The organism is Salinivibrio proteolyticus (assembly GCF_027286365.1).
Lineage (GTDB): Bacteria > Pseudomonadota > Gammaproteobacteria > Enterobacterales > Vibrionaceae > Salinivibrio > Salinivibrio proteolyticus.
Genome location: NZ_CP114585.1, coordinates 680644 through 701953 on the forward strand (window position 1 = coordinate 680644; position 21310 = coordinate 701953).

Here is a 21310-nt window from a genome sequence, read left to right on the forward strand (position 1 = left end):
TCTTCTGTAATTTACCCGTTTAACTCAGTCTATCCATTATATTTGACAAGTCTATTTGTAAATGCATGGCTCTTCACCGGATGTGGTGGAAAGTGTTTCTTTTCAAGTTTTCCGATTAATTGGACAATGAGGAAACACTCTGCACTTGAGCCCTGAATCAGATGAAAGATACAGCACTCTATCAAGCGATCCTTGGACTGACTCCGCCATGGACTGTCGACTCTGTCCAGGTGGATAAAAAGAGCCAGCGTATTACCGTGACCATCATGTACGAAAGTCCTTCAGGCGTTGCTTGTCCAACATGCTCGAAAGTGGTAAGAAAGCATGACTCTCGAAAGCGGATATGGCGTCATTTGGATACATGCCAATACGAAACATATCTTGAGGCCCAAGTTCCACGTGCTGACTGTCCAAAGCACGGGGTTCAGACCATTTCTGTTCCTTGGGCATCTCCTAGTAGTCGCTATACCGAACTCTTCGAGACAAAGATTATTGAAACACTTCAGTTCACTTCTCTTCACTCTGTATCTAAAGCCTTTCGACTGAGTTGGGGAGCCATTGATCGGATAATGAAAAGGGCTGTTTCACGAGGGCTCGCCCGGAGAAATTTAAATAAGGTAGAAGATCTGTTGGTAGACGAAACTGCCTTTTGCCGAGGGCATGATTATGTCACTGTGATGTCGAGCCGAACGGGCCAAGTTCTCGCTGTTGCCGACGGTAAAAGTGAACAAAGCTTAGCAAACTGCTATCGAGTGCTGCCTAACATCGCTAAACAACAGGTCCGCTCAGTCTCGATGGATATGAGCCAAGCTTTTATGAATGCAACCGAGTCCTTCTTTGGCTCACGATCTAAACGCCTGATTGCAGTTGATCATTTCCACGTAGCAAAAGTGCTCACCAAAGCTGTTGACGATGTTCGCAAGCAAGAGGTTAACCGTCTACCGCCATACCTTAAACGAGAGTGCTACAGAACGCGTTATGGCTGGCTCAAAAGAAATAGAAACCTCACCGGTCGCCTGAGAGAGCGTATAAACAGATTGGCCAAACTCATGATAGATACAAGCCTTAGCTGGTTGCTCAAAGAGCAAGCAAGAATAATCTGGTACGGAAGTTCGATCAGAAGCGCAAGGAATCAATGGCTAGAGTGGCTTGCTTTAGTTAAAGCAAGTGGAATTAAACCATTGATGACAGCAGCAGCGACAGTGAAAAAGCACTTACCAGCAATCCTTAATGCAATGCGGCTTAAGGCATCGAATGGCTTGGCGGAGGCTATAAATGCCAAAATCCAATATATGAAGCTTAGAGCCAAAGGCTTTAGAAACAAACAACGGTTCAAGACAGCGATACTGTTCTATTTTGGGGGGCTTGATATGACTTTCCACCATGAACGATGAAGAGCCAAATGCATACAGGTGTGGCAATGTAAACCTTACCTAACAGCACATATCTCAGCGAAATTTTCCCCCGCCTTACCGCTTGCTGGCTAAACTTAAGGCAATGCACCAGTTTACTGAGAGTGATTAAGCCTTGCTGAGTTTATGTCGACGCCCTGTTGTACGCGTGCTGTTGGTGATACTGCTGTTGGGAATGACCGGCTTGGTCCATGCGGCTACGGCAACTGTGCGTTTAGTCTCGCTCGAATACCCGCCCTATATTCAAACCTCGGATGGCCCAGTGGATGGTGTGGCGGTGCGGGTGGTCAGTCGAACCTTCGCCAAGCTGGGCTATGACGTCGAGATTGAAGTGCTGCCATGGGCGCGAGCACTCTATCAAGTCCGAACCGGCCTAGCGGACGGTATATTCACCATTTTCAAAACATCAGAGCGCGAAGCCTTTCTCGATTACTCTGAGCAGATTTTGTTTCAGCAAGGGATCCGATTTGTTCATCGCCCTGATGTCAGTATCTCTGAAGACGCTATTCAATCGTTCAATTTTAGCGCTTACTCCGTCTGCGTGATCAATCAAGTCAGCTACGGCAGTCGTATGGATGCTGCATTGGCGCAAAATCAATTCGATCAGGTTTTCCGGCTAACTCGCGCGCCACAGTGCCTTCGGATGTTGGAAAGTGGCCGATCTCGCTTGTGGCTCAGTAACCATTTTGGTGCACGCGCACTGATTAGTCAGCTGAATATGAAAGGTATTGTCGAGATCAACCCCCATCCGATTGAAGACACCCCCAGTTACATTGCCTTTTCTAAAGTGCAAGGGCTATCAGCTCTGCGCGACCAATTTGATCACGCGTTAGCAGACATGAAAGCCACCGGAGAGTACCAAGCGATCATTGATGACTTTTTTAATGATTAATCGCTGACATTCCTGCACAAGGTTTTAGAAGCGACTGACAAACGCTTGACAGATTGTTCTGCTAACATCGCTACATTCTGTGCCATCTGAAAAAGCAGCATTAAGGCACACTATGAAACCTATCGCTCTCGGTCTCCTACTCACACTGAGTCTCACGACTCAAGCGGTGGCGAAAGAAAAAACCAATATCTCGGCGGGTCTTGCCGTCGACCAACAACTGAGCGCAGTCCTAGAAGTCGACGATCAATACCGTTTTACCCTCGGCAATGGCGGCACCGCATTTGATTACCTTTTTCAACACGGCACTTTTGATAATCCCGATATCCCGGTTGATTGGTATGTGGGCGCCGGTGGCTGGGCCGAGTGGGATGACGACTATGGCGTGCGTTTGCCGATTGGACTCGATTGGGCCATCAACAAACAGATCAGTGCTTATGGTCAAGTGCATCCAGAAGTCAATTTCCACGGCGGCCCAGAACTGCAACTTGGTGGCGCGCTGGGTGTCACCTACTCATTTTAGATAGATCCATTCTCATCACGCCAAATCATGCACATCGGCGAGCCTTATCAAGGCTCGCCCTCTTTTAAGAATGATTTATCATTCAGCTATTGCATCCGGCATGAAGAAAATATGTCATTATCGGGCTGATAGACACGTGTTTCTATGTCCATCACGCCAAGTAACGAATGAAAGATATTATCGTGAGAGTAATGGCCTGTCTCCATCGCCTTTTCACGCAAACACGAGGCGTTGATAGACTTGGCTTGCTTAAAACCATCGGAGAGCCATACCATTAGCGGTACTTTCTTTTGATAGTCGGGCGCAAAACGGTACGGAAGACCATGCAAGTAAACACCATTCTCTCCCAATGATTCACCATGATCAGAGACATACATCATCGCGGTATTATACTGATCATTTTTTTCCTTCAATGTTTCAATAACGTTGCTCAACACATAGTCAGTATATCGGATAGTATTATCATAACTATTAATGATATTTTCTTTCTCGCAGTTTTCAATATCTGAACGCGCACAGTCAGGCTGAAAATATGCCATGTCTTTGGGGTAGCGCTGAAAGTACGTTGGGCCATGACTACCAATAAGATGCAAGAATATCACACGATTGCCTTTCATTTCATCGATATCTTTATTCATACCTTCAACAAGGGCCATATCGTAGCATGTACTTCCATTACAAAATTCGTCTTTTCTATGCCTATCGATTTCTATGTACCTTACATTTTTAGCCACCCCTTTATCACCGCCATCATTTTCTTTCCATAACACATCAATCCCAGCTCGTTTTAATATATCGAGTAAATTATCTTGATGATCAGCGATATCGCGGTCGAATGTATGATGAGATAGGTTTGAAAACATACAAGGAACAGAAATCGCCGTCGCCGTACCACACGAGGAAACATCATTAAATGAAATAACATTCTTCAAAGCGGTATAAGGATTCGTCTCTCTATCATAACCATTGGCCTGATAGTTCTGAGTCCGTGCAGTTTCACCGACCACGAAAATGAATACGCTAGGTTTATCCAATGACTGATCAATCGCCAATTCTGATTGCTTCGCATCGTCGCCCAATTTCACGTATGGTATCGGCGCGGAAAAAAATCGCTCTTTCACATATCCCGATATACTGTAAACATATTGTGTCGGTATAATCAGTTTTCTAAGGTAGCTGTTATTTCTGCCTACCGATGCATAATCTTGGTAGTAAAAAACAAATATAATCGCTAGAGCGATTAACGATACAGTAATGGATATTAGCTTATCCCGTAATAGAGGAAGCCACATTTTCCCCGCAGGCTGAATAGTACAGCGCATCATAAAGATAGCGGGAGTCACACCAATGGCCAGCACCCAAATAAGTGCATAGAAACTTAAATACGCCCTTGCCTCTCCGGTATCGGTTTCTACAATATTGGTTATCATATCAACATCAAACATGACTCCGTAATTGTATTCTGCATAGCAAACAATACTGGATAAAAGCACTAAGACAATAAAAAATGGCTTGGTAAGCTTTGGCCAAGAAAATAATGAGAACACAATATTTAAAGAAAAGAACAAGAACAGAGGGATAGAAATAACAAAGCCGGTCTTCACCTCTTCAAGCGATGAAAAAATACTTTGCAAATCTTTATAAAAGGGAACATTTATCACGACGGAAAAGTAGATTGCGACCAACGTGGTAAACATTGTGATGCTTATTCCGCTTGTATGATTCTGACTTTTTATCATTTTATATTCACCACACATGACACCCACACAAACAGGGTGAGAACAATTGAAAAAAGCACGGCAGATGAGCCAATATCTTTCGCTTTCTTACTATATGCGTGCCACTCATCCCCAATACGGTCTATCGCAGCTTCGATGGCGGAGTTCAATAACTCAACAATAAGGACAAGCCCTAAACTCCCTATCATTAAAATGCGTTCGATCGATGTAACTGGAATAAAATAGGCTGTAATCATAAGAACAAAAGCCATCACACACTCTTGCCTGAATGCCGCTTCAGACTTCCACGCCGACTTTAACCCCATCACTGAATAACCGGTCGCATCTATCATTCGATAAATGCCGGTTTTCCCTGGTTTCATATTATTTTTACTATCTGGCTATTTGAGGAGTGATTGAATATATAGAAATAGACTTAAACACTCTGTCCATACTTTGTATGGCTGTGTCATCGTTTGTCGGTCATAGGGAAACGTGGTGAGCAAGATGAGTAATATCCCGCCATCTAAATAAACGGGCAAGATATCTATTTATTTAGCCAGACTCATTCCACGATAAAAAGTGGATACGATAAGTACTAATGCACAGTCGCTGTCATCCAATCAAGAGGTTAGGTCGTAGTGATACCCGTAACCCTCAAATAAGGACACGACATGCTCTCATTTTTAAAGCCGAATCCGGTTAAAAAGCTTAAAAAACAGTATGAAGCTAAGCAGCAACAAGCCTTTCAGGCGCAGCGCAACGGCGATATCCGTGGCTATTCACTGCTTACCGAAGAAGCGGAAAAGATTGACCAACAAATCAAAGAATTGGAAAACAACGCTTAGCCATTTGAGACATGGCTAAACTGCCGTTTTACCAAGCGCTGGTACAAAGGGCAGCGTGCCAGCAAGTCGGTATGGCTGCCTACATCAACAAGCTTACCTTGAGCCATCACTACAATGCGGTCAGCGTGCTGAATGGTCGATAAGCGGTGGGCGATAATCAGGGTAGTGCGGTCCCGCATTAAAGCCGCCAAGCCTTGCTGCACCGCATGCTCACTTTCGCTATCAAGGGCACTGGTCGCTTCATCGAGCAATAAAATCCGTGGGTCCTTAAGAATTGCGCGGGCAATCGCAATTCGCTGTCGTTGGCCGCCCGAAAGCCGCACGCCTCGCTCACCTAAAAAGCTGTGATAACCATCCGGTAATTGCTGAATAAAGGCATCAGCGTGCGCTTGAATGGCTGCCTCTTTCACGGCTTGCTCACTGGCATCTGGCCTGCCGTAGCGGATGTTACCTATCACATCATCGCTGAACAGGGCGGGTTGTTGTGGCACCAGAGCCATTTGTTGGCGCAACGCTTGCGGGGACAAGCTGCGGATATCTTGTCCGCCCAGCATAATCGCGCCTGTTTGCGGATCGTAGAAGCGTTGCAATAACTCAAATACGGTGGTTTTCCCCGCTCCCGACGGCCCTACTAACGCCACGACTTCACCGGGCTGAATAGCAAGGTTCAGCGTATCAATCGCCGGTTGATGGGGCCGCGTGGGATAATGAAAATGCACCGCTTCAAAGCGAATATCATTGCTCAGTGATTGGGCATCGACACTCGGTGAGGTAGAAGGAGTGCGAATATGGCTTTGCACGTGCAACAGCTCCACCAAGCGCTCCGTCGCGCCAGCCGCGCGCTGCAACTCCCCCATCACTTCCGACAAGGTGGCCATGGAAGAGGCAACCATGATGGCGAAAAACACAAAGGCGCCCAAATCGCCTGCCGACATGGTGCCTTGAATCACATCGCGACCACCGACCCATAACATGCCAGTAATGGCGCTAAACACAATCACGATCACGCCGGAAATAAGAATGGCTCGTTGCTTCACGCGCTCGCGCCCGATCTGATAAGCACGCTCCACCTCTTGTCCAAATGCGGCTTTGGCGTGATCTTCTACCGCGAAGCTTTGCACGGTTTTAATATTGGTGATGGCTTCACCGGCATAGCTGCCTACATCCGCCATCGAATCTTGGCTTTGCCGCGACAGCGCCCGCACACGACGGCCATAGATAAGTATTGGCACCAAAATAAAAGGCACGGAGGCCAGCACAATCAAGGTCAATTTAATATTGGTGGCAAACAGCATGATGATGGCGCCCACACACATCAGCGCACTGCGCATCGCCATGGAGAAGGAGGAACCGATAATATTTTGCAGCAAGCTGGTATCTGTGGTGATCCGCGACATGATTTCGCCACTACCGTGGGTTTCAAAATAGCTCGGATGTAAGCCAATTACATGATCAAACACTGCTTGGCGAATATCGGCACTGACCCGCTCACCCACTGACGACACCAGATAGAATCGGAAAAAGGTGCCGATCGCGATTAATACCGTGATCAGCAAAATAAACTGTACCGCATTCCCCAGCTCAACCAGTGATTGCTGCGCAAAACCTTGGTCGATCAAAAGCCGAACGCCGTGTCCAACCGACAGCGTTAGTGATGCAGTAAACACTAAGGCCAGCAAGGCCGCACTCACTTGCCAACGGTAAGGGCGGATAAACGCAATAAACTCCCACAATATAGTCAGGTTTTTACTCTTGCGATTCACGGCAGATTGTTTCGATGAGGTATCCGTTGCGGTTTGATTTGCCATAAGTTCACTTAATGCTGTCCTTGCATGTTAAGGGCGGGTGAGTAGGATCATTAACTCGCTGCACCCTCACGTGTCAACATTCACATATTCAGACGCACATTTGATATAACCAACCTCAACCATCGAATCAATAGGGGCAAGACTTTGATCATACCGGATGGATGGATATCAGTAAGTTAAGCGATATCTTTAGCAGAGACAACGTGCAAGTGTCTTTCTGCGGCCCTGTTGGCTTAATGCGCCAATGCGGATCTAAGCCTTCTCCTATCGCAGGCCCGCTTCATAGCATTCATGTTCCTTAACCTGACAGTACATCACTCAGGCATCCACTGATTAATAATCATCACTATCACTAAATCGTCTACGCTTAAGCTTGATATTGTTATAAAACACCTTTGCGCTGATTCGTAAGCGCGATGAACAGGAAAGCAGATAATGAAAGATCTTAGTGTTGCCAAAAAAATATGGCTCAGCTTTATCGCCGTTTTTATCGTTTTTGCTTCGGTTGCCTTTATCTTTATGATGGGTTTATCAAACCTAACTAATGACATTAAACAACTGTCGAATAAAAGTTTACCTTCAGTAGATATATTGAAAGGGATCCAGGTGGATGTCACCAAGGTCCGTAAAGATGAATTTTCGTTACTCCCAAACAGTGATCACCCTAACATACCACAATGGCTTAACAAACTTGATCAATGGCGCGCCGATGTGCAAGCAGGTATTAAGGCTTATGAAGCGTTAGGTTTAACCTCGGAAGAACGCCAGTCATTTACGACGTTCAAGAAAACTTGGCGTCAATATATTCAAGAAACACAGTCATACAACCGCTTGCTTAAAAGCGGAGATAGCGATGAAGCCAATCAGATCGTGTTAGCCAGTTTTGATACATACGTCAGTGCATTAGACGATCTGAACCAGGCCCTCAAACTGAATGATAAGCGAGTAAGTGAAATTATCGAAAGCGCAAACCGAGAGGCTCGTACCGCTCAAATCAATTCAGCAATTGGTACTTTGGTGATTGTGTTGGTCATCTTAGCGTCGACCCTGATACTCTCTCGCGCTATCTCTCGCCCAATTGATAAAGCACTCGCGTTTGCCTCGAGTATTGCCAAAGGGCAGCTCAACAACAAATTTGATGAGAAGGACTTATCTAAAGATGAGCTTGGTACCCTACTCAAAGAATTGGTGACGATGCAAAACAATCTTCACGGATTGGTATCAGAAATTAACGACTCTACCATTCAGCTAACCGCCGCCGTTGAAGAGGTAAGTGCGATTTCATCTCAAAATGCGTCAGGTATGCAAAACCAGCAGCAAGAGCTTGGTTCGGTGGCGTCTGCGATGACCCAGATGCAAGCTGCCGTCAGTGAAGTGGCGCAGAATACCGAAGAAGGTGCAACGTCAGCGTATTCTGCAGCGGACATAGCCAAAAAAGGGAGTGGCTCATTAGCCGATGCGATTAGCATTATCGAACGTGTTTCTGGGTTAATGCAAGAGTCAGAGACGTTAACAGAGCAACTTAAAACAAGCTCCGAAGATATTAATGTGGTAGTTGATGTTATTCGTGGTATTGCCGAGCAGACTAATTTACTTGCTTTGAATGCGGCGATAGAAGCAGCCCGTGCCGGTGAACAAGGCCGGGGATTTGCGGTCGTCGCTGATGAAGTACGTTCGCTAGCACAGCGCACACAAGAATCGACAGAGCAAATCGTTAATACCATCGAGACATTGCAAGATAATACCACCAAAGTTCGCGAGTCTAGCTATGAGTGCCAAACTGGTATTACGCAATGTGTAGAAACGGTCAGCGATACCGGCGAACAAATGCGGGAAATTGAAGTCTCTGTTGATGATATCGCCCAACGCAGCACACAAATTGCCACCGCCTGCAGTGAGCAAAGTTCTGTCTCTAACGAGCTCAACCGCAGTGTTGAAAACATTAATAGCGCGTCAACCGAAATGGCCGAGGGGGCAACGCAAACAGCGATTGCCTGCGACCAAATCAGCAATCTTGCGCATAACTTAAAAGCACGAATTGAAACATTTAAGCTTTAATACAATACCCGATGCGTGCTATCTCTTCTGCACGATACTCGATCAACATTTTAGAACAAGATGCTCAATCTTACGCCGTGTTCGCACGGCGTCTTTGTTTCTACACTGCATTTATTGTTCAGCGTTACCGCTGTTCAACATCGAATTAGTGAGGAGAAGCATTATGATCACAGTACGTCATGCCAGCGATCGCGGTCAGGCCAACTTTGGCTGGCTACAAAGCCGCCATACTTTTTCATTTGGTAGCTATTACGATCCCCATCATATGGGCTTCTCTGCACTGCGTGTGATCAACGATGATATCGTCTCGCCCGCCGCAGGCTTTGATACCCACGGACACCGTGATATGGAAATCATCAGTCTGGTGCTGGAAGGGGAAATCGAACACAAAGATAGCCAAGGCAACCGACAAACCCTACCCGCTGGTGAGTTCCAGCTGATGTCGGCGGGGCGCGGTATTTATCATAGCGAGTATAATGCCTCGTCAACCCAAGCTTTACGCTTTCTGCAAATCTGGATTGAGCCCAATGAGCAAGGCGGAGAGCCGTGCTATCAGCAAAAAGATTTTGGTAAGCAGGCTGGCTTTACCGTTATCGCGACCCCAACTGGGGAAGATGGCACCTTACACATCAAACAAGATGCGCGTTTGCTACAGCTGATTCTACCGCCCAGTGAATCGGCTACCTTGGCATTGGAAGCTGGACGCCATGCCTATGTGCATCAGGTCGCGGGCACGCTCGACGTTGAAACGACATCTCTGGCCCCCGGCGATGGCACAAAAATTGAAGATATCCATCATATAACCTTCCGCAATAAGGGTAACGAAACCAGCCAAGCACTGGTGTTTGATCTCCCCTAACGCGCGGATTCAGCTGGCCTGCCGGTCTATTTGCGCCGCAAGCCTTATTCTGTGTACACTGCGCCCTTTCTTCATGCATGAGAGGTTGAATGCTCACTCTATCGAATAAGGTGGCGATTCCCGACAATGAAATTGAGCTCACGGCCATCCGCGCCGCTGGGAAAGGCGGGCAAAACGTCAACAAAGTATCTAGCGCCATTCATCTACGCTTTGATATCCAAGCCTCATCACTGCCTGATGCGTACAAAGCCAGATTAATGGCTCTGTCTGATTCGCGCATCTCCAAAGAGGGCGTCGTGGTAATAAAAGCGCAAAACTATCGCACTCAAGAATTAAACCGAGAGGATGCGCTAGAGCGCTTGCAGGCATTGATCAAAAGCGCGATGGTAGAACAGAAAAAACGTAAACCCACTAAGCCCACCAAGGCCTCACAGCGCCGTCGCGTGGATGCGAAAAAACGTAAGAGCCAAACCAAATCGCTACGTGGCAAGGTGGCGCCTTAACCATTTCACGCCACCACTTTATTCCGACCCCCCGCTTTCGCCGCATACAAATTCGCATCCGCTTGACGGTTGATGTCTTGGACACCTTTGGATGCCTCATAATGCAGCGAGACCCCACCCATCTTGCGCGCATATCTAACCCCTTAGACGCCTTTTTGCTTGCTTATCCGACATCGGATTGCTCTAATGTTACAAGTAACATTTTCAGCTAGTGCATTGAGATGAAAGACAAAAGAAATCGCGCTACTTTACAAGATATTGCCGATCGCGTTGGGATGACCAAAATGACAGTCTCTCGCTATATGCGCAATCCGGAGTCAGTTGCACCCGCGACACGCGACAAAATTGCGACGGTGATTGAAGAGTTGGGGTACATTCAAAATCGCGTCCCTGCGATGCTGTCTAAATCATCAAGTAAAGCCATTGGTATTGTACTGCCCTCGCTGTCTAACCAAGTCTTTGCTCATTTAGTACAGGGAATTGAACGCGTCACCAAAGCGCATGGCTACGACATTTTGATTACGCACGCCGGTTATAGCGAACAGGCAGAGGAAGAGAAAATTGCCTCTTTGCTGTCTTATCAAGTGGATGGCTTGATCCTCACTGAAACTAACCACACCCCACGCACGTTACAAATGCTAAAGACTGCCGCTGTTCCTGTGGTAGAGACAATGGAGCTTCCAGAAAAGCCAATTGATATGGCCGTTGGGCTTGATCATGAGCAAGCCGCTTATGATGCGGTTCAAGCCATGATCAATAAAGGGAAAGCGCAGATCGTGTACTTGGCGGCTCGGTTAGATACCCGTACTCAGCTGCGGCAACAAGGGTACGAACGCGCGATGATACAGGCAGGACTGGCACCTTGCTGTGTTGCCACCGAAGAGCATTCTTCATTTAGCTTGGGCGAAACCTTACTTAACCAAACCTTGGCTCAGTATCCCAACTGTGACGGGCTGTTTTGTACCAATGATGACCTCGCCGTCGGTGCGTTACTTGCGTGTCGTGCCAAAGGCATTGCTGTTCCGCAAACCCTCAGTATTGTTGGTTACAATGCGCTCGATATTGGCACTGTGGTCAGTCCTACACTGACGAGCGTCGCGACGCCGCGTGATTTGATTGGTGAGCGCGCTGCGACACTGTTGATTCAAGCGTTAAGCGGCGAAACTATCGCCGAAAAAATACAAGCTGTTCCACACACCATCACAAGCGGCGGCAGCTTATAACCATCGCCGTTAACTAGGCGATCACGAGAATAAATAGCTCGCTCCCTCGTCAGCGCGTGATACCTGCTGACGCGCCGCAGCAAACCAATCTCGTCCCCACGTATGAGCCGCTTGAGGCGGCTCTGCTACGGGACGCTGAGATAAATCAGCATGGCAAGTCAACTCGCCAGCCTTCGCGTCCAATGTGATCAGATCGCCGTCTTGCACACCCGCCAATGCACCGCCATGCATGGCTTCAGGACAGACGTGCAACGCCGCAGGGACCTTGCCCGATGCGCCCGACAACCGACCATCTGTCACCAATGCGACCTGATAACCCATTTTTTGCACATTGCCAAGAATAGGCATGAGCTTATGCAGCTCTGGCATGCCATTCGCGGCGGGGCCATTAAAGCGCACCACCACAATCACATCTTGGTTGAGCTCACCACGCTGATAAGCCTGCTCGACTTGGTGCTGACAATCAAACACCCGCGCGGGCGCACAAACCACACGGTGCGCAGGATCCACGGCAGAGACTTTGATCACTGCATTACCCATATTGCCAGACAGCATGCGCAAACCACTGGTTGCACTGAAGTGTGAACCGGGCTGGGCGATGACCGCTGTATCGGTTGATGGGGTGGCAGTTTCCCAAACAAGCTGCCCCTTATCTAATCGTGGTGTGGTCAGCTGGTCGCTAAACTGGCCGATAGCAGGCACAGTGTCCGCATGCAGTAATCCAAGCGAATGCAGATGCGCCATCAGCGTGGGCACGCCCCCTGCCGCCTCAAAGGCATTAATATCAGCGGGTCCATTGGGGTAGACCCGAGCCAGTAAGGGCACAACATGAGAAAGCGCATCCATATCTTCCCAGGTTAGGATGATGCCAGCGGCACGCGCCATCGCCACCAAGTGAATCGTATGGTTGGTGCTGCCGCCCGAGGCCAACAACGCGACCACACCGTTTACCACGCTTTTTTCGGTCACCACATCGGCGAGTGGTCGGTAATTCGCACTTCCCGCACATTGGGAAGCTAACGCTGTTGCCGCATAGCGGGTCAGCGCTTGGCGTAATGCTGAATTGGGGGCAACAAACCCCGCACCGGGAAGAATCAATCCCATAGCTTCAAGCACCAGTTGATTGGTGTTGGCCGTGCCATAGAAAGTACAGGTTCCCGAGCTATGATAAGCTTGGCATTCCATGGTCAATAAAGCTTCTTTGCCAAGATTGCCTGCCGCATAGGCTTGGCGCACCGCGACTTTTTCTTCGTTACTTGTCCCCGAGGCCATTGGGCCGGAGGGTACAAATAAGGTCGGCAAATGGGCATAAGCGAGCGCTCCCATCAATTGCCCGGGGGCAATTTTATCACAGACGCCAAGCAGCAATGTTGCATCATATACGTTATGACTCAGCGATATCGCGGTTGCCTGAGCAATCACATCACGTGAAAACAAGGACATCTCCATTCCCGGCTGCCCCTGTGTGACACCATCACACATCGCGGGCACACAGCCTGCGACTTGCGCCGTGTGGCCCAAAGGTTGAAGCGCCGCTTTGATTTGTTCAGGGTAGTCAGCATAGGGCGCGTGCGCGCTAAGCATATCGTTATAGGCGCTGATAATCGCCACATTGGCGGTGGTCATATCCAGCATGTGTTGTTTATCTTGTTGACACGACGCCGCCACGGCGTGAGCCATGTTGCCGCAAGATAGGGTGGTGCGCGCTTTCCCTGTATCAGCTTGCTGTTGAGTCTGACGCAAAAATGCGGTGCGCGTCGGTTGGCTGCGCTGGCGTAACGCCTCTGTCACGGCCATTAAAGTCGGGTGTGTCATTTCCGATCCTCCATGGCTGCTAAGGCATGCACGGCACGTGTCACCACAGTATCGATGTCTGCATCAATGGCAACGCGGACAACATCAGGCTCATCGTCACCCGGCGCCTCCAACGTCGTAAACTGGCTATCCAGCATATGGGTTTTCATAAAATGCCCTTTGCGCGCTCTGAGTCTTGCGAGGATCAGTGCATAATCGCCGTCGAGAAACAAAAAAGTGACGTTCTGATTGCCCTCACGAATGAGATCGCGATAACGACGCTTCAAGGCAGAGCATACAATCACCCCATATTCTTGTTTGTGTTCGAGACTAAAAGCAGCGTCACGGATCCGGCATAGCCATGGCGTGCGGTCATCATCGTCAAGTGGCTGCCCACTTGCCATTTTCTCGATATTTGCCCGTGGATGCAGGTCATCACCATCGATGAATTTGGCCTTTAAGCGCGCTGCCAATTTCACGCCTAAGGTGCTTTTTCCCGAGCCACTGACGCCCATCACAATCACACTGCCAATTGCCATACCGACTCCTTAGCGAGATTTTAACCAGATCTCATTTTTGATAACGCATTCAATAATTGTCTTTATCTTAGTGTGGTTACCGGTAACATGTTACCGGTAACTATGAGATTTGTGAAGTTTGACACAAACATCCTGGTCGGAAGAGGTGAGCCATGGAACTACTCGCACAAAGCCCTGAACCCACTACCCTACTCTTGATAGCATTGGGCGCTATCGCACTGTTATTACTCCTAATAATGAAGCTGAAGGTGCATGCGTTTGCATCACTCACGCTAGTCAGTTTAGGTACTGCATTGGCCACAGGGATCCCTGTCGATAAGGTGGTACCAACCATGATGAGCGGCTTTGGCGGCACCCTAGCATCGGTCGCTTTACTGGTCGGGCTTGGCGCGATGATCGGGAAGATCCTCGAAGTCACCGGTGGTGCGAATGTGCTCGCCGATACCCTGATCGCTCGGTTTGGCGAAGCGCGTGCTCCCTTTGCACTCGGGATCGCCTCGTTACTGTTCGGTTTCCCTATCTTTTTTGACGCTGGGCTAATTGTGATGATGCCTATCATGTTTAGTGTCGCGAAACGCTTAGGTGGCTCCCCCATAAAGTATGCTCTTCCCGTCGCAGGAGCGTTTGCGGTTATGCATACCTTCGTTCCGCCACATCCCGGTCCGGTTGCTGCCTCCGATTTACTCGGCGCCGACATGGGTCTGCTTCTCGTCGTCGGGCTGCTGGTTTCGCTCCCCACTTGGTATTTAGGGGGGTATTTATTTGGCTTGTATGCGGGTAAGAAATTCAATATCCCCCTCGCGAAAGCGTTTTTAAACACCGAAGTCATGTTTAAAAGCAAAAAGGATTACCCCGCCTTTTCAACTGTATTAATGATTTTATTGCTCCCAGTGCTGCTCATTTTCCTTGATACTGGCCTGAACGCGCTGAGCGTGGCGGGTATAGTCAACGGGGAGAGTGCTTGGGTCGGCTTTTTGCGTATGCTGGGTAAAACACCCGTTGCACTGCTCATCACTCTATTGACCTGTTTGCTGGTCTTCGGCCAAAAGCTGGGTAAGAGTAAAATGGAAAAGCTGTGCTCTGATTCGTTAGCGCCAATTTGTGCCGTCATTTTGGTGACCGGCGCCGGCGGCATGTTTGGGGGTGTCTTGCGCGCGAGCGGTATCGGACAGGCACTTGCCACCATGCTATCAGACACGGGTATGCCAATCATTTTGGCCGCGTTCGTGATTGCCACCTGCTTGCGCGTTGCACAAGGCTCCGCCACCGTCGCGCTGACCACTACGGCCGCACTCATTGCGCCCACCGTGTCGCATACTGTGGGTTTATCTCAATTGGATTTATGTTTTATTGTCATTGCGATTGCAGGTGGAGCAACCGTTTTATCGCATTTCAACGACTCGGGTTTTTGGTTGGTGTCGCGCCTGCTCGAAATGGATGAAAAAACCACACTTAAAACTTGGACTGTGATGGAAACCCTGCTCGGAACCATCGCGTTTGTTATCGTAGCGCTGTTAAGCGTTTTACTGTAAGGGATCTTCATGACTGAACTGAATCAACGCCTTAAGGCGATACGCATCGTGCCGGTAATTGCGATTAATCATGCGGAAGATGCCGTACCGCTCGCCAAAACCTTGGTCGATAACAGCCTACCCTGCGCCGAAATTACTTTTCGTACTGATGCAGCCGCAAATGCTATCCGTCAAATGCGCGATGCGTATCCCGAGATGCTGATTGGTGCCGGAACAGTGCTCACACCCGCGCAAGTCGACGCCGCGATAGATGCGGGAGCGGATTTTATTGTTAGCCCTGGACTGAATCCCATCACGGTAGAACATTGCCAACAGCGTGGTATTCCTATCATCCCTGGGATCAACAATCCCAGTTTAGTCGAGCAAGCCATGTCGCTTGGGCTGGATACCGTGAAGTTTTTCCCCGCGGAAGCGTCAGGCGGCATTGCGATGTTAAAAGCGCTCTCCGCGGTGTATCCCGTCAGCTTTATGCCAACCGGCGGCGTGAGTGAAGAAAACGTTGGCGATTATCTCGCGTTGCCCTCGGTACTGGCATGTGGCGGTACTTGGATGGTGCCCGCCAAGTTGATTGATGAGCAAAGGTGGGATGAGATCGCAGCACTGATTAAGGCGCTGTGATAGCTCTCGCATCCGTTAAGACAAAAGATCGACCCCACTTATTGCAGATAATGGGGTCGCTCGCACGCCTACCGCCTGTGCTTGCAACCTCGACACATAGCCGATACCTTTTCCCGCCTGTTCATAAACAGACACTTGGTTAAAAGTAGGGGAAAGACAGTATGTTGGCACAAGCACTTGAGCAAATTTTTGGTTTTTCGTCATTTCGTGCGGGACAAGAAGCAGTGATCTCGCAGGTGATGCAAGGTGAATCCGCCTGTGCGATCTTTCCCACAGGTGCAGGTAAATCATTGTGCTATCAATTGCCGGCCACACAGCTGCCCCACTTAACATTGGTGATTTCGCCTTTGCTGGCATTAATGCATGATCAACTTGCATTTATGACCCGCAAAGGCATCCCTGCGGCCACCATCGATTCAACGCAGACACCCGAACAAACCAAACAAGTGATGGATCAAGTCCGTCGCGGCGACATCAAGGTACTGATGATTTCAGTCGAGCGTTTGAATAACGAACGTTTTCGCCAGTTTATCACTCCTATCCCGATCTCGTTATTGGTGGTAGATGAAGCGCATTGTATCTCTGAATGGGGACACAATTTTCGTCCCGATTACCTCAAACTCCCCGCCTACCGAGAGCAGTTGAATATTCCACAGGTGTTGCTTCTCACCGCGACTGCGACGCCGGCTGTGGTTGAGGACATGCAGCGAAAGTTTGCCATCCCGACAAACAACACCACGTTAACCGGCTTTTATCGTCCTAACCTGCATCTAAATGTGGTCGCTGTGGAAGAGACGCATAAGCGGCAAGCGCTGGTTGAGCAGTTAAAGCATGACCCCAATTTGCCGACCGTCATTTATGTCACCCAGCAGCAAACGGCGGAGAGTGTGGCCGAGTGGCTACAAACCCAGCATATCCCCGCGACCGCTTATCATGCTGGCATGAATCACGAGACGCGTGTATCAATACAAGAGGCATTTATGTCGGGCCGTGCGCCGTGTATTGTCGCGACCATCGCCTTTGGGATGGGCGTCGATAAGGCGGACATCCGGCGTGTCATCCATTTTGACTTGCCTAAATCAATCGAAAACTACAGCCAAGAAATTGGCCGCGCCGGAAGAGACGGAGAAAACGCAACGTGCACGGTGCTCGCCAACCAATCGAGTCTGAATGTGCTGGAAAATTTTATCTACGGCGATACGCCAGACAAAATGGCGATTCAGGGGTTACTGGAAGAAGTACAACAGGCAGGTCAACAATGGGAAGTCATGCTCCATAGTCTTTCACGGACATGTAATATTCGGCTCTTACCGCTTAAAACCTTGCTGGTTTATTTGGAAATGGCCGGCGTGATCACCAGCCAATACAGTTACTTTGCCGATGTGAAATTCCAGTGTGTGGAGTCACCCGCCGCCATTACGGCTAAATTTCAGGGTGAGCGACGCGAATTTGTTGCCCAGCTATTTGCATGCGCGATCAAAGCAAAAACCTGGTACAAGATGGATTTCCAACAACTGTGGCAACGCTTTGGAGCAGAAAGAAAGCGCGCGTTAACTGCATTGGAGTACTTTCACGAACAAGGTTGGTTATCACTCGCGACACAACAAGCCACACAAGTGTTTGGCGTGAACACCCACGAGATTGATATTCACGATCAAGCTGAGACGCTGTATGCCCTTTTTGCCAAAAAAGAGCAGAGCGAGCTTGCCCGCATCAACCAATTACTGACCTTGTTATCTTCTTCAACCTGTATTAGTCAGCGCCTTGCCGACTATTTTGGTGATCATGCGGCACCAACCACCTGTGGTCATTGCTCGGTATGCCAAGGCGAGATCGCCCATTTACCTCCGCGCCCAGAATTACCGGCGATCGATGCGCAAGCGTTGTCCTCATGGTGTCAGCACTTTGCCGCCGCTTGCGATGAAACGCCAACTTCGGCGGCGACGACGCGCTTTTTACTCGGTCTATCTTCGCCGCTCCATACCAAAATTAAGGCAAAGGCCATACCTGGGTTTGGCGCCCTTGCGTCTTATCCGTATCAAACGGTCAACGCTCATGTCCCCGCGGAGCACGGAGCCAAACAGTAACGGATAACAATATGGTGCATCGGCAGCTTGGAAGCACCCGGTGCGCCACCTCATACCACTAACCTGCCGAAATTTTTTGCATCATCGGCAACACACTATCCTCTCAGTATCGGGGAAAAGTGACATTTATCCCCAGCCGCTGATGTTTTAATCATATACTGATAATAATGAGGTGATGCGTTGCGCGTCGTCATTTGAATTCATTACCAGATTCAAGGGTTGTTTATGCGTCATTCTGGGGTGTTATGTATGTTGATTCGTCACATCATTGTGGTTTTGGTCGCCAGCGTACTCCTATCCATCAGCCTGAAGCTCAATGCGGAGCAGAGTCAGCAATCCAAGCCACAAAGCCCTGTATTAAAAGTCGCTAACTCTCACGCCTGGCGGCCATTTTCCTATCTTGACGACAATCAACAACCGAAAGGGATCTTGATTGACTTTTGGAAAGAATTTGGCAAACGCAATGGCTATCAAATTGAATTCGTTTTGACCGACTGGCAAGACTCTATTGACGCTGTGCGAAGCGGTCAAGCCGATGTTCACGCCGGCTTACTCCAGTCGCCAGAACGGCTAGCGTTTATGGATTTCGGCACTCCATTGTTCAGCATCGATACGCAAGTATTCTTTAGCCAGGCGCTCACGGGCGTATCAGCGGATTATGTGTTAGCGGGTGATACCGACCACACAGTCGGTGTTGTGCAAGGTGGGTACGAAGAAGAGTTTATGAGAACGGAATTTCCAAACGTAACGCTACAGCTTTTCCGCAATAACCAAGCCATGCTTGATGCGGCGTTATCCGGCGAGCTACAAGCTTTCGTCGCTGATTTACAAGTCGCGAATTATCACCTTTACACCACCACCAATCAAAATCTCTTTATTCCGGTTCGTCATCTTTACACCGAAACCCTTTATGCAGGCTTTGCCAAGGGCAACACGGCCTTGCTCAATCAAGTAAGTAATAAATTTAACTGGCTAGATGATGATACCAAACGCCAACTCCTCAACCGTTGGGTTTACTATGACGTTGAGACCGTTTATCCCGCTTACCTGTTTCCCACACTGATCACCCTCGGCGTCTTGATCGTGGTCAGTTATATTTTGCTGCTTAAACGCAATGTCCGCCAAAAGACGCGCGCGCTACAAAGCGCTAATGGCCAGCTCCAAGAACAAGCCATCACCGACTCATTGACACAGCTACATAACCGACGCTTTTTTTATCAGTGTTTAAAAGACAAACAAGGGGAGCCTAAAAACATGGCGCTGATGGTCTTTGACATTGATGATTTCAAAGCCTTTAACGACGGGTTTGGTCACGCGCATGGTGACGAAGTGATCTGCTTTGTCGCGGAAACAGCCAAGAGTCTTCTTCCCAATGATGCGGTGCTTGCGCGTATTGGCGGTGAGGAGTTTGGGGTTCTTCATCCCTTTTCCAGTGCTGAACGTGCACTCTCGCAAGCGCGGTTATTGTGCGATGAAATTGCGCGACAAAGCCTCGCGCGTTTTAATCATCCTATGCCTGTGACGATCAGCCTAGGCGTAGCCTATTATCCTGATGGGCTCAGTGATAGCGAGATTGTCGCAGCAGACAAAGCGATGTACCAAGCCAAAAAGCAAGGCAAGCACTGCGCCGTACTCAATGTTATTTAACCGCAAAACTGGCTCTGATTAGCCGTTACGACGATTGTCCTCATACGGTGAGATAACGCTGCACGCAGTGAGCAAAAGGCGGCCACCTGTTTGTCGCCGCCGACGGGGTAACTAGCGATTTTTTTGCTCAGCGAGCCGAGACAATACACGTGTGAGTAAACGTATTCTGGGCTCCACCGAATCCAGTTGAAGGTATTCGTCGTCACTGTGGAAATTCGCCCCAACAGGCCCAAAACCATCCAAACTGGGGATCCCAATGGCAGCGGTATTATTCGCATCAGATCCGCCACCTACCGCTTTCCAATGAATTGGAACATCTTCATCAGAGGCAGCCTCTTCGACAAGCCCCATCAAGTGCTCTGTTTCAGGCGTCGGAACCATTGCCGGTTTGTAAGCTTCACGGACCAATTCAATGGTGACATCAGCCGTGTAAGGATGAGAGGCGCGGGCTTGGATGGCTTGATCGAGCGCATCATAAGCGGTGTTATCCCAAAACCGAATATCAACCAGTGCCGATGCATGCGCGGCCACAATATTTGCTCCCGCTCCACCTTCAATCACACCCGCATTAATACTGGTGCCGGCCTCAAGATCTTTCATACTATCGAGCGTCACCAGCCAGTGAGCCAACTCTGTGATCGCACTACGTCCTTTCTCTGGTTCATTCCCCGCGTGCGCCGCACGGCCTGATATGGCTATTTTATACCGTGCCATGCCTTTACGCGCCTTCACTAAACCACCATCAGCCCGCGCTGTCTCTGCCACCAGCACATAACGTGCATCGCGTGCAACGGACGCCAGCCAGTCACTAGAATGTATCGAGCCCACTTCCTCATCGGGATTCATACAAATACAAATACTGAGTGCATCACGTTCTGCTTGTGGTAATGCGCGCAATGCATACACGATATTCAATAAGCCCGATTTCATATCGGATACACCCGGGCCGTAGGCAAAGCCATCCTCCACATGCATCGGACGCTCAGCCGCCGTCCCTTTTGGAAACACAGTATCCATATGGCCAATCATCATTACATCAATATGCGGATCGGTGGGCTGGTTTCGGATCTCTAATCCAACCCCTGCCTCACCACAATCGACACGCTTAATGTGCCAGCCTGTCATTTGTTCATACTTATCAGCCATCAAGGCTGCAATCACCTCAATGCCGTCGCGCTGGAACGTGCCACAGTCGACATTCACCAGAGGCGCTAACTCATCCAAGTAGCGTTGCAAAGAAAACATCATCATG

At 49.0% G+C, this 21310-nt stretch carries 18 protein-coding genes; 12 read left to right on the forward strand and 6 right to left on the reverse strand.

The genetic code is table 11. From position 1 onward, the window contains the following. Window positions 1–161 precede the first annotated feature (161 nt). The 3 genes from N7E60_RS17050 to N7E60_RS17060 all read left to right on the forward strand — a co-directional run bounded on the left by N7E60_RS17050 (window position 162) and on the right by N7E60_RS17060 (window position 2824). Entirely contained in the window at window positions 162–1394 is a 1233-nt protein-coding gene (locus N7E60_RS17050; protein ID WP_069591129.1) for an ISL3 family transposase, read from the forward strand. Window positions 1395–1527: 133 nt separating this feature from the next. Continuing rightward, the gene (locus tag N7E60_RS17055) at window positions 1528–2304 is read left to right on the forward strand and encodes a substrate-binding periplasmic protein (RefSeq protein ID WP_269598767.1); all 777 of its coding nucleotides are present in this window, start codon (window positions 1528–1530) and stop codon (window positions 2302–2304) included. Between the two features lie 112 nt (window positions 2305–2416). After that, window positions 2417–2824 (forward strand): hypothetical protein, encoded by a 408-nt coding sequence (locus tag N7E60_RS17060; RefSeq protein WP_269598768.1) that lies wholly within the window; start codon window positions 2417–2419, stop codon window positions 2822–2824. Between the two features lie 86 nt (window positions 2825–2910). On the opposite strand, the gene N7E60_RS17065 is transcribed toward N7E60_RS17060, so the two are convergent. Together N7E60_RS17065 and N7E60_RS17070 are read right to left on the reverse strand one after the other, a co-directional pair. Continuing rightward, window positions 2911–4563 (reverse strand): phosphoethanolamine transferase, encoded by a 1653-nt coding sequence (locus N7E60_RS17065; protein WP_269598769.1) that lies wholly within the window; start codon window positions 4561–4563, stop codon window positions 2911–2913. Beyond that, on the reverse strand, window positions 4560–4925 hold the full coding sequence (locus N7E60_RS17070) for a diacylglycerol kinase (protein ID WP_269598770.1): 366 nt from the start codon (window positions 4923–4925) through the stop codon (window positions 4560–4562). Before N7E60_RS17070 ends, N7E60_RS17065 begins: the two co-directional genes overlap by 4 nt. Window positions 4926–5216: 291 nt before the next feature. Between N7E60_RS17070 and N7E60_RS17075 the strand changes: the two genes are divergently transcribed. Further along, entirely contained in the window at window positions 5217–5390 is a 174-nt protein-coding gene (locus tag N7E60_RS17075; RefSeq protein ID WP_106406577.1) for a DUF6435 family protein, read from the forward strand. Here N7E60_RS17075 and N7E60_RS17080 read toward each other — a convergent pair. After that, a complete protein-coding gene (locus tag N7E60_RS17080; protein ID WP_269598771.1) occupies window positions 5387–7198 on the reverse strand; it encodes an ABC transporter transmembrane domain-containing protein in 1812 nt (603 codons plus the stop codon). The genes N7E60_RS17075 and N7E60_RS17080 overlap by 4 nt on opposite strands. A 435-nt stretch (window positions 7199–7633) precedes the next feature. On the opposite strand from N7E60_RS17080, the gene N7E60_RS17085 reads away from it, so the two are divergent. The 4 genes from N7E60_RS17085 (at window position 7634) to N7E60_RS17100 (ending at window position 11841) form a co-directional block, all read left to right on the forward strand. After that, window positions 7634–9256, forward strand: a complete 1623-nt coding sequence (locus N7E60_RS17085) for a methyl-accepting chemotaxis protein (protein ID WP_269598772.1) — start codon at window positions 7634–7636, stop codon at window positions 9254–9256. Between the two features lie 163 nt (window positions 9257–9419). After that, window positions 9420–10115, forward strand: coding sequence for a pirin family protein (locus tag N7E60_RS17090; RefSeq protein ID WP_269598773.1), 696 nt, complete (start codon window positions 9420–9422; stop codon window positions 10113–10115). Between the two features lie 89 nt (window positions 10116–10204). Then, the gene (arfB, locus tag N7E60_RS17095) at window positions 10205–10618 is read left to right on the forward strand and encodes an alternative ribosome rescue aminoacyl-tRNA hydrolase ArfB (RefSeq protein ID WP_167315264.1); all 414 of its coding nucleotides are present in this window, start codon (window positions 10205–10207) and stop codon (window positions 10616–10618) included. 221 nt (window positions 10619–10839) lie between these two features. Continuing rightward, window positions 10840–11841 (forward strand): substrate-binding domain-containing protein, encoded by a 1002-nt coding sequence (locus N7E60_RS17100; protein WP_269598774.1) that lies wholly within the window; start codon window positions 10840–10842, stop codon window positions 11839–11841. A 21-nt stretch (window positions 11842–11862) separates the two neighbouring features. On the opposite strand, the gene edd is transcribed toward N7E60_RS17100, so the two are convergent. After that, the gene (edd, locus tag N7E60_RS17105) at window positions 11863–13656 is read right to left on the reverse strand and encodes a phosphogluconate dehydratase (protein WP_269598775.1); all 1794 of its coding nucleotides are present in this window, start codon (window positions 13654–13656) and stop codon (window positions 11863–11865) included. After that, window positions 13653–14174, reverse strand: a complete 522-nt coding sequence (locus N7E60_RS17110; RefSeq protein WP_269598776.1) for a gluconokinase — start codon at window positions 14172–14174, stop codon at window positions 13653–13655. Before N7E60_RS17110 ends, edd begins: the two co-directional genes overlap by 4 nt. A gap of 152 nt (window positions 14175–14326) precedes the next feature. Here N7E60_RS17110 and N7E60_RS17115 point away from each other — a divergent pair, with 152 nt between their 5' ends. From N7E60_RS17115 to N7E60_RS17130, 4 genes are all read left to right on the forward strand, one after another. Next, the gene (locus tag N7E60_RS17115; RefSeq protein ID WP_077639737.1) at window positions 14327–15706 is read left to right on the forward strand and encodes a GntP family permease; all 1380 of its coding nucleotides are present in this window, start codon (window positions 14327–14329) and stop codon (window positions 15704–15706) included. A 9-nt stretch (window positions 15707–15715) separates the two neighbouring features. Then, complete coding sequence (locus tag N7E60_RS17120; RefSeq protein WP_269598777.1) at window positions 15716–16324, forward strand: bifunctional 4-hydroxy-2-oxoglutarate aldolase/2-dehydro-3-deoxy-phosphogluconate aldolase; 609 nt, start codon at window positions 15716–15718, stop codon at window positions 16322–16324. 161 nt (window positions 16325–16485) lie between these two features. Then, complete coding sequence (locus N7E60_RS17125; protein ID WP_269598778.1) at window positions 16486–18411, forward strand: RecQ family ATP-dependent DNA helicase; 1926 nt, start codon at window positions 16486–16488, stop codon at window positions 18409–18411. 249 nt (window positions 18412–18660) lie between these two features. Next, entirely contained in the window at window positions 18661–20058 is a 1398-nt protein-coding gene (locus N7E60_RS17130; RefSeq protein WP_269598779.1) for a transporter substrate-binding domain-containing diguanylate cyclase, read from the forward strand. Window positions 20059–20169: 111 nt separating this feature from the next. Here N7E60_RS17130 and N7E60_RS17135 read toward each other — a convergent pair whose 3' ends face one another. After that, on the reverse strand, window positions 20170–21306 hold the full coding sequence (locus tag N7E60_RS17135; protein ID WP_269599034.1) for a M20 family metallopeptidase: 1137 nt from the start codon (window positions 21304–21306) through the stop codon (window positions 20170–20172). Window positions 21307–21310: the final 4 nt, after the last annotated feature.